This window comes from Jiella pacifica (assembly GCF_010500815.1).
In the GTDB taxonomy this organism is placed as follows: Bacteria; Pseudomonadota; Alphaproteobacteria; order Rhizobiales; family Rhizobiaceae; genus Jiella; species Jiella pacifica.
Genome location: NZ_JAAAMG010000026.1, coordinates 34,673 through 50,576, shown reverse-complemented (window position 1 = coordinate 50,576; position 15,904 = coordinate 34,673). Strand labels below are relative to the sequence as shown.

Below are 15,904 nucleotides of genomic sequence, written 5' to 3'. Positions count from 1 at the left end.
TATTCAGAGCGTCTCGCGCCGGGCTATCATTCTTGCCGCCCCGTCTCATTCCGCAGGGCACAGGCGGGCGCGTCGCGACGACGGCGCTGCCGACGTGTCGGTCGGATCAGCCACGAATCGGCGGCTGCGAGGTGGAGTCAGGGCAAAACGAGTGCAGGCATGATGAAGAGGACCAGCCGGGAATGAGCCAAGCCGTTCCAAGCCGACTGCTGCGGTCGACGGACCGAGGCATCTGGAGCGAGCGCGTCGGCGTGATGTTCGAAGCGCAGTTCGGCGACGAGGCGCCGTTCGACATCAGCGTCGAGAGCACGCATCTCGGCCGCGTCATCGTCAGCGACATGCGGACCAGTCCGTTCTTCTTCGCCCGGCGCAAGAAGATGCTGCGCGCCGACATGCTCGACCATTTCATGCTGCGGGTCGACGCGACGGCGTCGGAGACGGTGCTCAACGTCGTGGACTTCGGCCAGGAGCTTACCGACTTCGCGCCGATCGCGCCGCACAACGTCTCCATCATCCTGCCGCGCGACGTCATGACCGAGGTGGTGCCCGACGCCGAGACGATGCATGGGCGGATCGTGCCGGACGCCGGGACGGAACTGCTCAAGGACTTCATCAAGATTCTCAGCCGGCATGCACCGACCCTGCGGCAGGAGCAGGCCGACGGGACCGCCACGGCGCTGGTCGACCTGATCGGCGCAACCCTGTCGCGGCGGCCCCGGGCGCTCGATCGGGGCCGGGCGGCCGTGGCGCGGGCGGCGACGTTGCGAGCGCAGCAGTTCATCCGCGCGAATCTTTCCGATCCCCGGCTCGGACCCGACTTCATCGCCGGGCGGATCGGGCTTTCCCGCTCGACGCTCTACCGGCTCTTCGAACCCTTCGGCGGGGTGGCCGCCTACATCCTGGAACGGCGCCTGGAGCAGGCCTACCGGGCGCTCGGCGACAGCCGGGAGCTGCGGCTCATCGGCACCATCGCCCATGGCCTCGGCTTTGCCAGCGAGTCGCAGTTCTCCCGCAGCTTCCGCCAGCGCTTCGGCCGCACCCCGAGCGAGGTGCGCCGGCTTGCCCGGGACGGAGCGGGCACCGGCGAGGGCGGTGAGCCCCTGCTGAGCGAGCGCCCCTTCGCCGCCTGGCTGCAGGGGCTTTAGAGCGGGAGGCACGAGTACCGAACAAGGGCCGCGATCGTCGCACGGATTGGAACGCTCGGTACAATCTGGACGGCGATCGATGAGACGGTGCGCCTAACGCAGGCCCGCCCGCAAACGCTAGAATCGCCGTTCCGAAGAGGGAGGGTGACGATGGTTCAGGGACGTCTCGACGACTATCAGGTGCTGCGGTCGGGCAGCCGGGCGGGCGCCGCCCTCCTTCCTGCGGTCCTCCTCGCCATCTGCGTGATCGTCTCGCCCTTCGGCGGCCCGCTTCCCGATGATCGCCGGGTGGCCCTGGCCGTCGATCCCTGGCATCCGGATGGGTTGGAAAGCGGTCAGGGTCGGTCGGATGATATTTCGGCTCCAGCTTTGGCTTCCGGCGAGGAGAGGAGGGTCTGGAAGGCCAACCACGATGACGTCGCCGCCGGCCGCATGCTGGCGGCCGGGAGTGGATTGCTCGGCACGATGCCGACGACCGCGCTAGCCGGCATCTCTCTGCGTTTCTCCGGTCGCGTTACTGCCGAGACTTTCGGCCGGCTCGGCGTCGCTCTTGTCGGCTCGGCGGTGGTGCCGCCCGATCCAGCCGAGGGGGCCTGAGACGGCGCCGGCACCGTGGCCTCCGTCAGCCGATCTTCCGGGCGAGGAAGTCGCCGATCAGCGGCACCATCTCGTTGATGTCATCGAAGGCGGCGTCGGGCAGGCGATCCAGCGCCTAGGCGCCGGGGCGCAGCGGCGACAATTGCACGGCGCCTTGCGGCACGTCCACGAGATCTGCGGGCGCCACACGCCATAGACGGCGCAGCGCGGCGAGGGAAGGAAATCGTTCTCCATCACAGTGCTGCCACAGCACCTTTGGCGGCGTCGCAAAAACCACCTGCCGGCCGCCAGACGGGCCGGGGGGGGCGGCAACGGCGACGAGGCAGGAGCCGAGCGTCGGGCCCGCAGTCTCGCACGGCACTGGTCTCGGCACCGATCAGCGCACGCGCATGCCGGCGGCTTCGTCGAAATGCAGCGGCTTGTCGGATTTCGGCAGCGGCGCGTCGTCGGGGCCGATGGTGACGCCGTATTGCCAATCGGCCGGGCAGATGGCGACGTAGCGGGCATAGCCGCCAAGGCCGCCGCCGAACTTCGGATAGCCGATCGAGACGAGGCAGCCGGTCGGCGGCACCTGGTCGAGATGGGCGACGCCTTCGGCCTGGGCGTAGCCGTTGTGCATCAGCCAGTATTCGCCTTCGAGGGTGGGCGTCGAATCGGTGTCGAGCGGCTCGTGGCCGTGGAACAGGATGTGGCGCTGCTCGTGCAGGAACTTCAGGGCGTCGAGACCGACCTGGGGAAACTCCTTCAAGGTGGCGAGCTTCGGATCGGGCCAGTCCTTCGACAAGTCGGAGCGCACGAAGACGACCGAGCCTTCGGGGATCGTGCCGTGCTCCTTCTCCCATGCCTCGATGTCGGTGACCTGCAGCGCGTAATTCGGGTCGCTCTTCAGCTGCTCGACGATGGAGACGACGACGAGCGGGCGCAGCGTGTAGGTGGCCGGGAGCTCGTCGATGGCCGGATATTCCGGCGCCCAGTGGGCCGGGGGATCGAGCTGGGTGCCGAGCTGGTCGGTGGGCAGGCGGTATTCGGTCGCCCCGAAGCCGTGCTTCTCGAAGCTGAAGGTATCGCCTTTCGCGGCATAGCCTTCGAGGTCCTTGCCGGCCTTGGCGGGGGCGAAGGTCGGCGATGAAAAGCCCGCCCAGACGGGGATGTTTGGAGTGATCGTGTGGGTGAGGTCGACATATTTGGCGCCCTTCAGCGCCTCGTCATAGACCGACCACAGGCCCTTGCCGCCGTGATCTTGCGCGAGCGCAGGCACCGCGAGCCACAATGCCAGGCCGAGCGACGCCCCTGTCGCTACGATACGTCTTGTCCCCGTCCGCATGTCCGACTCCCTCCAATGGTCAAAGAGAAGGCAAGCTTATTCATGCGGCAGGCGTCTGGCCAGAGGGGCGGCGCGAGGACGCCGACGCCGGCTTCACACCCGTTGCGCGGTCACTTCACCGAGACGGAGGTTGCCTGCAGGGTGAGCGGGCCGATCGTGGTCGGGATGCGGACATAGACCGGAACGAAGACGTCCGGCCGGGCGATCGGCGCGAACCACAGTTCGATCGTCTGGTTCTTCAGGAACTGCAGGCCCTTGGACTTCCTGTCGTAGCCGCTGACCGGATCGATGCGGACGTTGCAGACCACCGCCTCGCCGCTGTAGCCGGTGAGCGAGACGGTCCGCCGCTCCTTGGGCGACAGCTTCAGGTCGAGGCGCGACCAGCCGTCATAGAGGGGCAGGGTGCGACGGCAGACGCTGCCGGCGTCGCCGGTGCGAATCATCAAGCCGCTCAGCGGATCCACCACCGAGGCGAGCTGCGCGCGCTGGACCGGAATGTAGGACGGCTTCTCGTCCCTGGTGCGTTTCGGGATGACGCTGGAGCCGGTCACCCGGCCGGAGCGCATGCGCACGTCGCTCGACCAGCGCTTGCCGTCGGAGGTGTAGTCGAGGCTGTAGCGCTCTGCGGCAAAGCCCCGCGCGGTGACGCGGCCGGAGACCTGGCTGGTGCCGCCGGTCTTGGAGACCAGCTGGCCGAGGCCGGCGGAGGACATCCGGCCCTTGACGGAGAAGCCCTTGCCGTCGATCACCGTATCGAAGGTCGCCTTGCCGATGATGAGGCCGATCAGCGCCATGCCGTATTCGGTCGTGACGACCTGTTCGGCCGCCGCCGGAGCCCGGGCCGGGGAGAGGGCGACGCCGCAAAGGGCGGCGAGGGTGATCGCGATTCGCCTGAAACGCATGGGAATGGGTCGCATCTTCAATGGTCGCCTCGTCCGCCGGAACGTTCTCGGCAGGGGATGGTTGCCGGATCTTAGCGGCGTCACTACGAAGTTGGCGAGCGGGACGAAAGCCACAGTCCCGTATTCTTTGCTGCGATGCCGCAATGGCGCGAAAACCTTGACGCCCCTTTCGATCGCGACTATGAAGCGCCAGATTTTCCCGATCATGCCCTGAAGCGATGGTCGCGCCGGATTCGAACGGTGGCGCGCGGCTTGAGGGGTTTACGATTAGACTGAAAGGTGAACCGATGTCACGCGCCTGCGAACTGACCGGCAAGGCCGTCCTGACCGGCAACAACGTCTCCCACGCGAACAACAAGACGCGTCGCCGGTTTCTGCCGAATCTGTGCAACGTCACGCTGATCTCCGACGCGCTCGGCCAGCGTTTCCGCCTGCGCGTTTCGGCGCATGCCTTGCGCTCCGTCGAGCATCGGGGCGGCCTCGACGCCTTCCTGATCAAGGCCAGCGAGGACGATCTGTCCCAGCGCGCCAAGCTTCTGAAGCGCCAGATCGCCAAGAAGGTCGCCGAGACGAACGCGACGGCCGCAACCGCGGCCTAAGCCAGCGTCTTCCGCCCGAGGGCGGGCGCTCACCTCTTCAGCTGAATGCCGCTCGGACGGTTTATACGAGCGGCATTCGCGTGCGTGAAGGGGCCATTTCGCCAAGGCGGCGCGCCGACATGCGCCGTCATCCGATCGCTGGTTCCATCACCCAGGATAAAAAAATGGCTTCAGCCAAGATCTATGCCCTGCCGATCGCGGCCATGGCCGCGATCGTCCTCGCCTCGAACGTCGCCGTGCAGTATCCGGTCTTCGCCGAAATCGGCGGGCTGCAACTGGCCGACATCCTGACCTTCGGGGCCTTCACCTACCCCTTCGCCTTTCTCGTTACGGACCTCACCAATCGCCGTTACGGGCCACGCGTCGCCCGGCGGGTGGTCTATGCGGGCTTTGCCGCGGCGATCGTCTGTTCGCTGGTGGTGCCGCCGCTCCTCTACGATCTCGGGCTGCTCGGCTTCTCGACCACGGCCGACCGGCTGTTCCGGATCGCCGTCGCGTCGGGCGGGGCGTTCCTGATGGCCCAGCTCCTCGACATCGCGGTGTTCAACCGGCTGCGCCAGGACAGCTGGTGGCGCGCGCCGGCGGCCTCCTCGCTCAGCGGCTCGGTGCTCGACACGGTGACCTTCTTCACCGTCGCCTTCGCGCCGCTCTTCGTCTTCCTCGGCGCCAATGACGGCTTCGCCCTGGAGAGCGCCCGGCTCCTCGGGGTGTTTTCGCTCGAGGCGCCGCGCTGGGTTTCCTGGGCGATCGGCGATTTCACCGTGAAGCTCGTCATCGCCGTCTTCGCGCTGATTCCCTACCGGGTGATCATGCAGCGTTTCATGCCCTACCGGCCACAGCCGGTCTGAGGCAGAAGCGCCGGTCCCGGAGCGGGTGCCTTCGGCTGCGCACCAGCGTTGCAGAACAGGTGAATTCACCAAGCTTTCGTCATCCCGGGCTTGACCCGGGATCCATTCCAAATCGTCGACGCCCTCGCCCTCGCCTTCGCCGCACCGCCGACAGCCCCGTTTCTTCTCCAGCGAAAGCCAATTCGACGGTTTGGCATGGATCCCGGCTCGGGGGCCGGGATGACGAGACAATCAAGTGTCGCCGCCATCCGTCCACGCTCGTGCAGCGGGCTCGGGGGCCGGACTGACGAGACAGTAAGTGTCGCCGCCATCCATCCACGCTCGTGCAGCGGGATCAGAGGCTGGGATGACAAAGCTTCAAGTGTTGCGGACCTCCCTCTGCGCTGCTGCAGTGCGGCATGAGACTGGCGGCGAACCCTGACATGCTCGGGCGTCACCTCCTCGTTTCAGCGCGCCTGACGGAACCGGACCGAAGTGCCCTTTGCCCATCAACGTCTCTCGCGCCCTCGTGGCCGCGATGGGACGTGTTCCAGCATCGTTCAAGCCATAAAAAAAAGGCGGCGCTGGCGCCACCTTTTCACGTCGTGTCTGCGGGCAATCGGCCTCGGCTCAGCGCTCGATCTCGATGAGGATCTCGTTGCGCTTCAGGAAGCCGGGCGTCCAGGGCGGATTGTAGAAGGCGTATTCCGGATCGCCCTTCTGCTTCAGATTGTTGTCGGCAAGATAATTGTACAGCGTCATCAGATGCTTCGAGGCGAGCGTCGCGGTGAAGTTTCCGGAGAACCGGATCGCCGCCACGCGCCTTGCCGGCACGTCCTTCAAAGCGACGTCGCTGGAGCCGGGCTCGGGCAGGCTGGCGAGGGTGAACTTCTTCGGCATGACGAAGCGCACCGCCCAGCCTTTCGAGCGGCCTTCGCCCTCGGCGAGCTGCTGCAGGACGGGGGTGGTCATCTTGATCTTCTTGCCGGGCCGGTTCTTCGCGAAGATGTAGTCGGCAAGCGTCATGAAGCCCATTCGCCGGGCCTTCTCGTGATAGCCGCTCTTCACCGTCTCGGCGACGATCATGCCCTCATAGTCGCGGATCTCGACCGGACCGTCGGAGCGCACGACGTCGTAGTCGGGCTCTTCGCTGTGCTCGTTGACCTTCTTGGTGATGTAATAGGCCGCGCCGACGGCGGCGATGGCGCCACCGGCGATCAGCAGCGCCGTCAGCTCGCGGTTGCGACGGATCGGCTCCGGCTGGTAGCGGGCGGGCAGCCGGCCGCGCAGCGAGGCGAGGGCCGGTGCCGACCAGCCGGCGAGATGGCGCCGGGCGCTGTCGAAATAGTCCTCGGCGCCGTGGGCAAGGTCGCCACCGGCGTCCTGCAGGGCGCGGACCTGGCGGCGGGCGCGCTTGCCGGCGTCGTCCGGCCAGTAGTCCGACAGATGCGGCAGGTAGCGCGTCAGGCCGGTCGGCTCGGGCGTGACGCCAGGAATGATCCGACCGATCGCCCGGCGGGCGCGATCTGTCGCGGAGGGCGTCGGGTCGAGCCGTTCGGCCACCTGGCCTTCCAGTTCCCCGATGCGCTCGCTGATCGCGCCGAGCGCGTTGGCGAGGTTATCGTAGGTGCTCGGTCGGTCGCGAAACATATGCGAAACTCCTGGCGTTGCCGATGCGTCGTAGGCGATCGTATAGGGCGGGGGAGCGGCTAGGCCATCGCCCGCCGAATTCGACAAGATAACGTGAGCCCGCTGCATTGGTTGCGCCGCAAAGGCCGGGCGGCCGATAGATGTTTCCGCTGAGGGACTTGCACGGAGGCTTGTAACGCGATCAGGCCGACATAAGCGGCGGACGCAGATTTTTCTTTATTCGCGTTGCCCAACTGCAACCATGTTCCGGCGGTAGCGTTGTGTGCATATCGGGTTTTGGACCTGATACTCCAGCCAAACTTCAAGGCGGCCCGTGGCCGCCTTTTTTTTGTGTCGTCGGAAGTTCGATCGGCTCTGGGCCGGTCGTGCGCTGACAAGACGCCGCCTGCCGCGCGGCCGCAACAAACGCGGATTCCGCAGCTCAGTCGGCGATCTTCGATAAACGTAAGTCGGACAGATCGTTCAGCAGCCATTCAGTCTACAAGCGCTATTCAGGGACCATCGTTCTGGTTGACAGACCGAACAATCGAAAGGGTCCTTCCATGCGTAAGTTTCTCATTGCCGCAGCCGTCGCCGTCGCCGCCTCGTTTTCAGCCGGTGCCTCGGCCAATGCCGCCGACGTCAAAATCGTGATCGGCCACGACAGGGCGCCGGCAAGACACCATGTCGCGCCGAAGCCGATCCGCGGGTATGTCGTCCGGCACCGTCAGGTGCGTCATCGGGACCATTGCAGCTTCAAGAAGGTCGTCTCTTATCGGCACGGCCACAAGCGGGTGAAGACCGTCAAAGTCTGCCGCTGAGCCCCGATCACGATCGACTGCTGTGAACGCCGGGGGTGCCGCTGCAGAGCGCGCCCCCGGCTTTTTGGGTCGATGCCACGAGGAGCCGCTGCGCCGGTCGGGTGGACGGGAGCAACCGAGCCGGTCCGCATGGGGGATCAGGGTCTTGCGTGAGAAGCTGGAGGTCCTCGCCGAGACCCGAGGCTCCGCGAGGTGTTGCGAAGCGAGGCATCAGTGCTCTAGCGTGCCGGCGGGCACCTGGGAGGACGTCGCTCGAAGGCTTCGATGCGACGATGGGAGGACTTTCATGACGAACCTATCGAAGGCGGCCGTGCTCACGGCCATCGCCGCATTCGCCGCGTCGCCGGCGCTGGCGATAGAGGTCTCGAAATCGGTGGAGATCGCGGCCAGCCCTGAAACGGTCTGGACGACGATCGGCAGCTTCTGCGACATCCAGAAATGGCACCCGGCCGCGACGAAGTGCGAGCTGAAGGACGACGATGGCGCCAGCGTCCGCACGCTGACGCTTCCCGATGGCGCGGAACTCGTCGAGGAAGAGGTGTCCCGCGACGACGGAAAGATGAGCTACAGCTACAAGATCCTGAGCGGGCCGCTGCCGGTGGCGAACTACCAGTCGACCATCAGCGTGTCGGGCTCCGGCGACGCCGCGACGGTCGACTGGTCGGGGACGTTCGACGCGGCGGGCGCCAGCGACGAAGAGGCTTCGAACGTCATCGCCGGGATCTACGATGCCGGGCTCTCCTCGCTCAAGGAAAAGGCCGGCGGGATGTAAGCCGGGAAGGGCGGGGCGCGCCGGCCTTCCGGCAGGCCCCGCCGCTTTCCGTCATTGACCTGGCCGTCCGCGAGAACGATCGGCGTGGGGCGATCACCGATCCAGCGCCGTGCCCAGGCCGCGGTCGAGCCGTTGCGCCTCGACCCGGGCGAGGTCGTGTCCGTGGACTGCCTGCCAGCATTCGATCATGCCGGTTCGGGTGTCGACCCAGGCGCCGGTCAGGCGGCCGGTGAAGACCGCGCCGGTGTCGAGCGACAGGCGGTTTTCGGTGACGGTCGGAAGGCCTGCCTTTTGCGGCGTGTGGCCGTGCAGGACGAGATGGCCGAGGCGGCCGACATGGTTCATGAACGGCGCCCGGATCCAGACGCAGTCCTGCGGCCGCTGCTTCGTCAGCGTGCGGGCCGGATCGACCCCGGCATGGACGAAGGCGAAGGTCCCGGCGAACTCGATAAAAGAGGCCTCGGCAAGAAGCTTGATGTGGCCGGGCCATCGTTCGTTGATCGTGCGGCGGATTTCGTCGGGCCGCGTCTCTGCGATGGTGAAGCCGTAGGAGGCGAGCGTCTCCGCGCCGCCCTGATCGAGCCAATGAAAGATTTCTTCCAGCGACAGCTCGTTCTTCAGGAAGCGCAGCAGCCATTCGTCGTGATTGCCGAGGAGGAGTTTCGACCCCGGCCATTGCGAAAGCACTTCGTCGGCGATGTTCAGCGCTCCGCGGCTGTCCTCGCCGCGATCGACGAGATCGCCGAGGATGTAGATCGCCGGGCGGGTGCCGCGTTGCGCCGCCAGCCGGTCGACGCCGTCGAGAAAGCGCCTGAACAGCCCGCTCTCGCCGTGGACGTCGCCGATGGCGACGATTTCGCTCGGTTCGTTCGACAATGTCTCCGCCTCAAAACCGTGTGGGAGGACGCGTCAGGGGGCGGCAGCGCGATCAGCGGAAGATCGCCGTCCTCAATAGGCCCAGGTGCGAGCCTTCGAGATCAGAAAGTCGCGGAAGACCTTCAACTTGGCGGCGCTGCGCATCTGCTCGGTGTAGCAGAGATAGGTGTCGAAGGTCGGCATTTCCATCTCGGGCAGGACCTGGACGAGCTTGGACCGCTTGTCGATCATGTAGTCGGGCAGCAGCGCGATGCCGGTGCCGCTCTCGATGGCCGAGCGGATCGCCATCAGATTGTTGATCTGCAGGATCGGGCTGCGGCTCTTGCCTTCCGGCAGGCCGACGGTCTCCAGCGTGTTGAGGTTGCGCAGATAGTTCGGCGCCGGCTCGCCGAAGGTGATGATCCGGTGCTGGTCGAGATCGTCGAGGGTCTCCGGCGTGCCAAAGCGCGCGAGATAGGCCGGGGCGGCATAGACGTGGAGATGCACGGTGAACAGCCGGCGCTGGATCAGATCCGGCTGCTGCGGCTGGCGCAGGCGGATCGCCGCGTCCGCCTTGCGCATCGTCAGGTCGATCTCCTCGTTGTCGAAGACCAGCTGCAGTTCGAGATCGGGATAAAGTTCGAGGAACTCGCGGGCGCGCTCGGTCAGCCAGCCGGAGCCGAGGCCGACGGTGGTGGTGACGCGCAGCTTGCCGGCGGGCTTTTCCTTCGTCTCGGTGAGCTGCATGCGCACCGTTTCGAGCCGCTTCAGGACGTCGTTCGCCGTCTGGAACAGGAGCTCGCCCTGTTCGGACAGGACGAGGCCGCGGGCGTGCCGGTGGAACAGCGGCACGCCGATCTCGTTTTCCAGCGCCGCCACCTGGCGGCTGATCGCCGACTGGCTGAGATTGAGCGCGTCGGCAGCATGGGTGAACGAGCCGGCTTCCGCCGCCGCGTGGAAGATCCGCAGCTTGTCCCAGTCGAGGGCCATGAGGGGTGGTCCTTCAAGCGATCCGGCACGAGGCGCCGGAAGGGGGAACGATGCCTATTCGGCGGCTTGTCGCGTATCGGTGACGGCCCGCTCGGCGAGCCACTTTTCCGCTTCCAGCGCGGCCATGCAACCCATTCCGGCGGCGGTGACCGCCTGGCGGTAGACGTCGTCGGCGACGTCGCCGGCGGCAAAGACGCCCTCGAGCGAGGTGCGCGTCGTGCCCGGCTCCACCCACAGATAGCCGGAAGGCTTCTGCTTCAGCTGCCCGACGAAGAGTTCGACCGCCGGGGCGTGGCCGATCGCCACGAAGACGCCGTCGACGGGCTTTTCGGTGACCTCGCCGGTCTTCATGTTCTTCAGCCTGACGCCGTTCACCGACTTCATCGGCTTGGTGACCCCGACGACTTCCTCGATGCCCGTGTCCCACAGGACCTCGACGTTCGCGGATTTGAACAGCCGCTCCTGCAGGATGCGCTCGGCGCGCAGCTCGTCGCGGCGGTGGACGAGGGTGACCGACTTGGCGATGTGCGACAGATAGAGCGCCTCCTCGACGGCGGTGTTGCCGCCGCCGACGACGACGACGTCCTTGCCGCGATAGAAGAAGCCGTCGCAGGTGGCGCAGGCCGAGACGCCGAAGCCCTGGAAGGTGTCCTCGCTCGGAAGACCCAGCCATTTCGCCTGGGCGCCCGTGGCGATGACCAAGGCGTCGCAGGTGTAGATCGTGCCGGAATCGCCGGTGAGGCGGAAGGGACGCGTCGAAAGATCGGCGGCGACGATGATGTCGCTCGCGATCTCGGCGCCGACGTTCAGGGCCTGGGCCTTCATCTGCTCCATCATCCACGGGCCCTGCACGGGCTCGGCAAAGCCGGGATAGTTCTCGACGTCGGTGGTGATGGTGAGCTGGCCGCCCTCCTGCAGGCCGGCGATGATCAACGGCTTCATCATGGCGCGTGCCGCGTAGATGGCGGCGGTGTAGCCGGCGGGGCCGGAACCCAGGATGATGATGTTGGCGTGACGATCGGACATGGCGGCCTCGCGAGCAATGCGTCTGGCAAATGGCATTGGGGATAGCCTCGTTCAATAGACGAGGCCTTCCCGTGCTGCAACATGGGGGCAACAGGCGCTGGCGAAGCCGCTGCAGGAAAGGGCTGGCGAATTGCCGTGGCCGCGGCAAAGCACTAGAAAGCCGGTTCGACGGACCTTTCGCGGGTGCCGTGAGCATTCGGAGAGCACGACATTTTCAGGACGATCGCCCACGTCACGTCGATCTTCGGCCTTGGCCTCGCCTTCGCCATGCTCCTGCCGGCACTGACCGACTTCGCCGACCGGAACGACGACTTCCGGGTTTTCGTCGGCACCGGCTTCCTCGTCGGGGTGATCTGCGCCCTGATTGCCGTGGCAACGCGGGGCGAGCGGCCCCAATTCACCCAGAAGCTCGGCTTCCTGCTGGTCACCACGGTGTGGCTGGCGGCCTGCCTGATCGGCTCGCTGCCGCTGTATTTCTCCTCGGTGAACGTCACCTTCGCCGGGGCCTTCTTCGAATCGATGTCGGGGCTGACGACGACCGGATCCACGGTGATCTCCGGCCTCGACACGCTGCCGCGCGGCATCCTCCTGTGGCGCTCGCTGCTGCAGTGGCTCGGCGGTATCGGCATCATCGGCATGGTGCTCCTGATCCTGCCGTCGCTGCAGGCCGGCGGCCTGGCGCTCTTCCACATGGAAAGCTCCGACAAGTCGGACAAGGTGCTGCCGCGGGTGAACCAGCTGACCGGCGGGCTGATCGCCGCCTATGTCGCGCTGACGCTGATGTGCGCCATCGCCTATACCTCGCTCGGCATGACGTTCTTCGATGCGACCAACCATGCGATGACGACGATGGCGACGGGCGGCTATTCCACCCACGATGCCTCGATGGGCTATTTCGACGACAACCGGATCCTGATCGCCTCGACGGTCTTCATGGTCCTCGCCGCGCTCCCCTTCGTCGTCTATGTCCGCGCCTTCCTGCCGCGGCGCTTCCAGCTCTGGCGCGATCCGCAGATCCTGGTCTTCCTGGTAATTTGTGCGGTTCTCAGCTTCGCCATCGCGGTCACACGGCGAATCATCAACGACACGCCGTTCGGCGAGGCGCTGGTGTCCTCCACCTTCAACCTCGTCTCGGTGATCACCACGACGGGCTATGCGTCGGAGGACTATACGCTGTGGTCGAACGCGGCGATCGGCATATTCTTCCTCGCCTCCTTCCTCGGCGGCTGCGCCGGTTCGACGGCGGGCGGCATCAAGGCGAACCGGCTGGTCGTCCTTTATCTCGTCGTGCGGGCGAGCTTTCGCCGGCTGGTCCGCCCGCACGCGGTGATCCGGCTGAAATACGGCAATGACGACATCAGCGCCCAGACGATCCAGACCGTCACGATCTTCTTCTTCCTTTTCTTCGGGACGCTGCTGCTGGGCACCGTGCTCCTGACGATGTTCGGGCTCGACCTGATCACCGCCTTTTCCGGCACGCTGACGGCGCTCTCCAACGTCGGCCCGGGTTTCGGCCAGATCATCGGACCGGCCGGCAACTTTTCGACGCTTCCCGACCCCGCCCTGTGGGTGCTGTCGGCGGCCATGCTGCTCGGCCGCCTGGAACTCGTGACCGTGCTGATCCTGCTGTTCCCGTCGGTCTGGATCGATTGAGGCACACCGATGGCGACGCCGGAGATCTGCTACATCAATCTCGACGCGGCCCGTGACCGCCGGGCGCTCATGGAGGTGCAGGCGGAGTCCTTCGGCATCCCGCTGACCCGGCTGAAGGCCTGCGAGGCCACTGGTATTGACGAGGCCACCTTCGAGCGGCTGTCGACGCGCTGGGAACGGCCGATCACGCGGCCGGAAGTCGCGGCCTTTCTCTCGCACAAGACGCTTTGGGAAAAGGCGGCGCAAAGCCCGGACGGGGTGATCGTCCTCGAAGACGATACGGTGTTCGCGGCTCATTTCGTCGAGGCGGTCCAGACCGTGGCGCAGAGCGGCTACGACCTCGTCAATCTGGAGAGTTTCGGTCGACGGAAATTTTTCCGCAAGGGCCGGATCGAAACGATCGGCCGGCTTCGGCTGGCGGAAGTCCTGCGCGACAAGGCCGGGGCGGGCGCCTACTGGATTTCGCCGCAGGGGGCGCGGCAGCTGCTCGCCCGCGCCGACACCCATACGGCGCCGGTCGACGCCTTCATGTTCGGTGTCTGCCGTCTCAGGGCCGCGCAGATCGAGCCGGCGGCGACCATGCAGGTGCATCTCCTCGAAGCGCGTGGGTTCGAGGTCGGTCTGTCCACCACGACGTCGATCCAGCTTCCGCGCAAGCGCCTGCCCACGACGCCTGCCAACATCGGCTACGGCGTGCGCCGGCTGATCACGCAAGGGCGGCTGGGCCTGGTCCAGCTTCGCCGTCTCGCCGACGCAGAGTTCCGGCCGGCGTGGTTCGACGAAGAAGCATTTCGCGCCGTGCTGCCGATCTCGCGACAGTCGCTGGACGCAAAGCTGGCGAGCTATCGCACCGAAGCCCAGATCGCTTCGTAGACCTCGCCCAACTGTCCTACCTCCCGCTTCAGGGGAAAGTTCCGTCTGACGTGCTGGAGCCCGGCGGTGCCGGCGGCCTCGCGCATGGCATCGCCCGAGAGATAAGGCGCGATCGCGGAGCCGAGGGCGCCCGCGTCTCCGGCGGGAACGACCCGGCCGGTGACGCCCTCGACGATCAGCTCGGGAAAGGCGCCGGCGTCGCTGGCGACGACGGGCGTGGCGCTTGCCATGGCTTCCAGCGGGGTGAGGCCGAAGCCTTCGTTGCGCGGCGGCGCGACATAGAGGTCGAAGCGGCGGAACCAGGCGGCGATGTCGTCGACCTCGCCGGCAAAGATGATCCGCTCGGCGAGGCCGGCGCCATCGATCCGTCGCTTCAGATCGGCGGCGAACGATTCGTTGTCCGAGGTGGCGCGTCCGGTGATCACGGCCGACCAGCCGGCATGGTCGGGCAGAAGCGAGATCATCGCCTCGACGAAGAGGTCGGTGCCCTTCTGGTGGCGGATGCGGCCGGAGCAGCCGACGATCCTGTGGCCGGCGAGGCGTTCGGCCAGCGGGCCCGAGGGCATCGGGCCATCCGGGCGGAACCGTTCGCAGTCGATCCCGTGCATGACGACCCGCGCCGGGACCGTCAGATAGGCGCGGCTGCGCTCGCTGGTGGCGACCACCGCGTCCATCCGGGAGATCAGGAAGCGCGTCCAGGCAGTGTGGTGACGCTGGGCGGCGGAGGTGAAGAGAAGCCGGAGCGGCATGCGCAGCACGTCGCGCAGGACGACTCCCGCCAGCATCTCGGGGTTGCGCCGGGCGTGCCAGATCCGGAACGGCCGGCCCGTCGGCCGCCGCCAGAGCTTCGGCAGGTCGCACCAGGAGAGCTTCGGAAGGGCGTCCGGCAGCCCGGGGCCGAGGGTCGCGATGCCGAGCGAGCGGGCCTGGAGCGGCACCAGCTGGACGATCGTCGAGGTGACGCCCGAGAGCCGGCGCTTGAAGTTCGGCGCGATGACGGTGATTTCAGCGAGTTCGGGCAAGCAGCTCAGATCAGCCGAGTTGGACGTCTCGTGGTTCGTCTTGCGACTGCGTATCGCATTCGAGGAGATGGATCGTCGAAGAGCGTCTTCGGCTCGTCGAAATCGATCCCGTGCTTCAGTTTGCCGGACGTGCTCCCGTCGGGATCCTACTCGAAATCCCCAGGGAACACGTCCAGAAGACGGAGCCGCTGCCTACTGCCAGCTGACCTCGAGGATCTCGTAGGAGCGGGCGCCGCCGGGAGCGGCGACCTCGACGGTGTCGCCCTCGGTCTTGCCGATCAGGGCCCGGGCGATCGGCGAGGAGATCGAGATCTTGCCCTGCTTCACGTCGGCTTCCTGATCTCCGACGATCTGGTAGCGCCTCTCTTCCTCGGTGTCCTCGTCGACGAGCTTGACGGTGGCGCCGAACTTGATCCGGTCACCGGACATTTTCGACAGATCGATCACCTCGGCGCGGGCCGTCAGGTCCTCGAGTTCTGCGACGCGACCCTCATTGAGGCTCTGGGCTTCCTTGGCGGCATGATATTCGGCGTTCTCGGAGAGGTCGCCGTGAGCGCGCGCCTCGGAGATCGCCGCGATGATCCGCGGGCGCTCCTCCTGTTGGCGACGACGCAACTCTTCCCGCAGCGCCTCGAAACCGCGACTCGTCATCGGGACCTTTTCCATGGCCTCCACCTTTCCGGACTTCGCGCACGGCGCGGAGTCAATTTTTCACGGACTTCGCGCATGCAGCGAAGTCGTTCTGCACACAGTTAGCCGAGGATGACGCCCTCGGCACAATACGAAACCAGCCCCGAACGGCGCCGCCGTTCCGGACCAGCATTAGTGTCGGACCGCTTGAGATTGCCTGAGACGCCCGTCCGTCAGGC

The 15,904-nt window shown here is 66.4% G+C and carries 16 protein-coding genes; 8 read left to right on the top strand and 8 right to left on the bottom strand.

Features of this window, described 5'->3' with window-relative positions; translation table 11 throughout:
• Positions 1-182 precede the first annotated feature (182 nt).
• Positions 183-1,145 (top strand): helix-turn-helix domain-containing protein, encoded by a 963-nt coding sequence (locus GTK09_RS23000; RefSeq protein WP_163465751.1) that lies wholly within the window; start codon positions 183-185, stop codon positions 1,143-1,145.
• 150 nt (positions 1,146-1,295) lie between these two features.
• The gene (locus GTK09_RS22995) at positions 1,296-1,742 is read left to right on the top strand and encodes a hypothetical protein (RefSeq protein ID WP_163465750.1); all 447 of its coding nucleotides are present in this window, start codon (positions 1,296-1,298) and stop codon (positions 1,740-1,742) included.
• 376 nt (positions 1,743-2,118) lie between these two features.
• Here GTK09_RS22995 and GTK09_RS22990 read toward each other — a convergent pair whose 3' ends face one another.
• Both GTK09_RS22990 and GTK09_RS22985 read right to left on the bottom strand, forming a co-directional pair.
• Entirely contained in the window at positions 2,119-3,066 is a 948-nt protein-coding gene (locus tag GTK09_RS22990; RefSeq protein ID WP_163465749.1) for a cyclase family protein, read from the bottom strand.
• Between the two features lie 110 nt (positions 3,067-3,176).
• A complete protein-coding gene (locus GTK09_RS22985) occupies positions 3,177-3,968 on the bottom strand; it encodes a DUF3108 domain-containing protein (RefSeq protein WP_246218084.1) in 792 nt (263 codons plus the stop codon).
• A gap of 287 nt (positions 3,969-4,255) precedes the next feature.
• Between GTK09_RS22985 and rpmB the strand changes: the two genes are divergently transcribed.
• Together rpmB and GTK09_RS22975 are read left to right on the top strand one after the other, a co-directional pair.
• Positions 4,256-4,567 (top strand): 50S ribosomal protein L28, encoded by a 312-nt coding sequence (gene rpmB / locus GTK09_RS22980; RefSeq protein ID WP_163465747.1) that lies wholly within the window; start codon positions 4,256-4,258, stop codon positions 4,565-4,567.
• A gap of 164 nt (positions 4,568-4,731) precedes the next feature.
• Entirely contained in the window at positions 4,732-5,415 is a 684-nt protein-coding gene (locus tag GTK09_RS22975) for a queuosine precursor transporter (protein ID WP_163465746.1), read from the top strand.
• A gap of 609 nt (positions 5,416-6,024) precedes the next feature.
• On the opposite strand, the gene GTK09_RS22970 is transcribed toward GTK09_RS22975, so the two are convergent.
• Positions 6,025-7,044 carry an SOUL family heme-binding protein gene (locus GTK09_RS22970; RefSeq protein WP_163465745.1) on the bottom strand — a complete coding sequence of 340 codons (1,020 nt, stop codon included), beginning with the start codon at positions 7,042-7,044 and terminating at the stop codon, positions 6,025-6,027.
• A 542-nt stretch (positions 7,045-7,586) separates the two neighbouring features.
• Here GTK09_RS22970 and GTK09_RS22965 point away from each other — a divergent pair.
• A complete protein-coding gene (locus tag GTK09_RS22965; RefSeq protein ID WP_163465744.1) occupies positions 7,587-7,844 on the top strand; it encodes a hypothetical protein in 258 nt (85 codons plus the stop codon).
• A 286-nt stretch (positions 7,845-8,130) separates the two neighbouring features.
• Positions 8,131-8,616 carry an SRPBCC family protein gene (locus GTK09_RS22960; RefSeq protein WP_163465743.1) on the top strand — a complete coding sequence of 162 codons (486 nt, stop codon included), beginning with the start codon at positions 8,131-8,133 and terminating at the stop codon, positions 8,614-8,616.
• Positions 8,617-8,709: 93 nt separating this feature from the next.
• Here GTK09_RS22960 and GTK09_RS22955 read toward each other — a convergent pair whose 3' ends face one another.
• The 3 genes from GTK09_RS22955 to trxB form a co-directional block, all read right to left on the bottom strand.
• Positions 8,710-9,492 (bottom strand): metallophosphoesterase, encoded by a 783-nt coding sequence (locus tag GTK09_RS22955; protein WP_163465742.1) that lies wholly within the window; start codon positions 9,490-9,492, stop codon positions 8,710-8,712.
• Positions 9,493-9,564: 72 nt separating this feature from the next.
• Positions 9,565-10,461, bottom strand: coding sequence for a LysR family transcriptional regulator (locus GTK09_RS22950; protein WP_163465741.1), 897 nt, complete (start codon positions 10,459-10,461; stop codon positions 9,565-9,567).
• 54 nt (positions 10,462-10,515) lie between these two features.
• A complete protein-coding gene (gene trxB / locus GTK09_RS22945; protein ID WP_163465740.1) occupies positions 10,516-11,487 on the bottom strand; it encodes a thioredoxin-disulfide reductase in 972 nt (323 codons plus the stop codon).
• 267 nt (positions 11,488-11,754) lie between these two features.
• On the opposite strand from trxB, the gene GTK09_RS22940 reads away from it, so the two are divergent.
• Both GTK09_RS22940 and GTK09_RS22935 read left to right on the top strand, forming a co-directional pair.
• Positions 11,755-13,140 (top strand): TrkH family potassium uptake protein, encoded by a 1,386-nt coding sequence (locus tag GTK09_RS22940; RefSeq protein ID WP_163465739.1) that lies wholly within the window; start codon positions 11,755-11,757, stop codon positions 13,138-13,140.
• A gap of 9 nt (positions 13,141-13,149) precedes the next feature.
• The gene (locus GTK09_RS22935; RefSeq protein WP_163465738.1) at positions 13,150-14,013 is read left to right on the top strand and encodes a glycosyltransferase family 25 protein; all 864 of its coding nucleotides are present in this window, start codon (positions 13,150-13,152) and stop codon (positions 14,011-14,013) included.
• Here the strand turns inward: GTK09_RS22935 and GTK09_RS22930 are convergent.
• The gene (locus GTK09_RS22930; protein ID WP_163465737.1) at positions 13,983-15,035 is read right to left on the bottom strand and encodes a glycosyltransferase family 4 protein; all 1,053 of its coding nucleotides are present in this window, start codon (positions 15,033-15,035) and stop codon (positions 13,983-13,985) included. The two genes, GTK09_RS22935 and GTK09_RS22930, sit on opposite strands and share 31 nt — an antisense overlap.
• A gap of 192 nt (positions 15,036-15,227) precedes the next feature.
• Positions 15,228-15,701 carry a transcription elongation factor GreA gene (greA, locus tag GTK09_RS22925; RefSeq protein ID WP_163465736.1) on the bottom strand — a complete coding sequence of 158 codons (474 nt, stop codon included), beginning with the start codon at positions 15,699-15,701 and terminating at the stop codon, positions 15,228-15,230.
• Positions 15,702-15,904 lie beyond the last annotated feature (203 nt).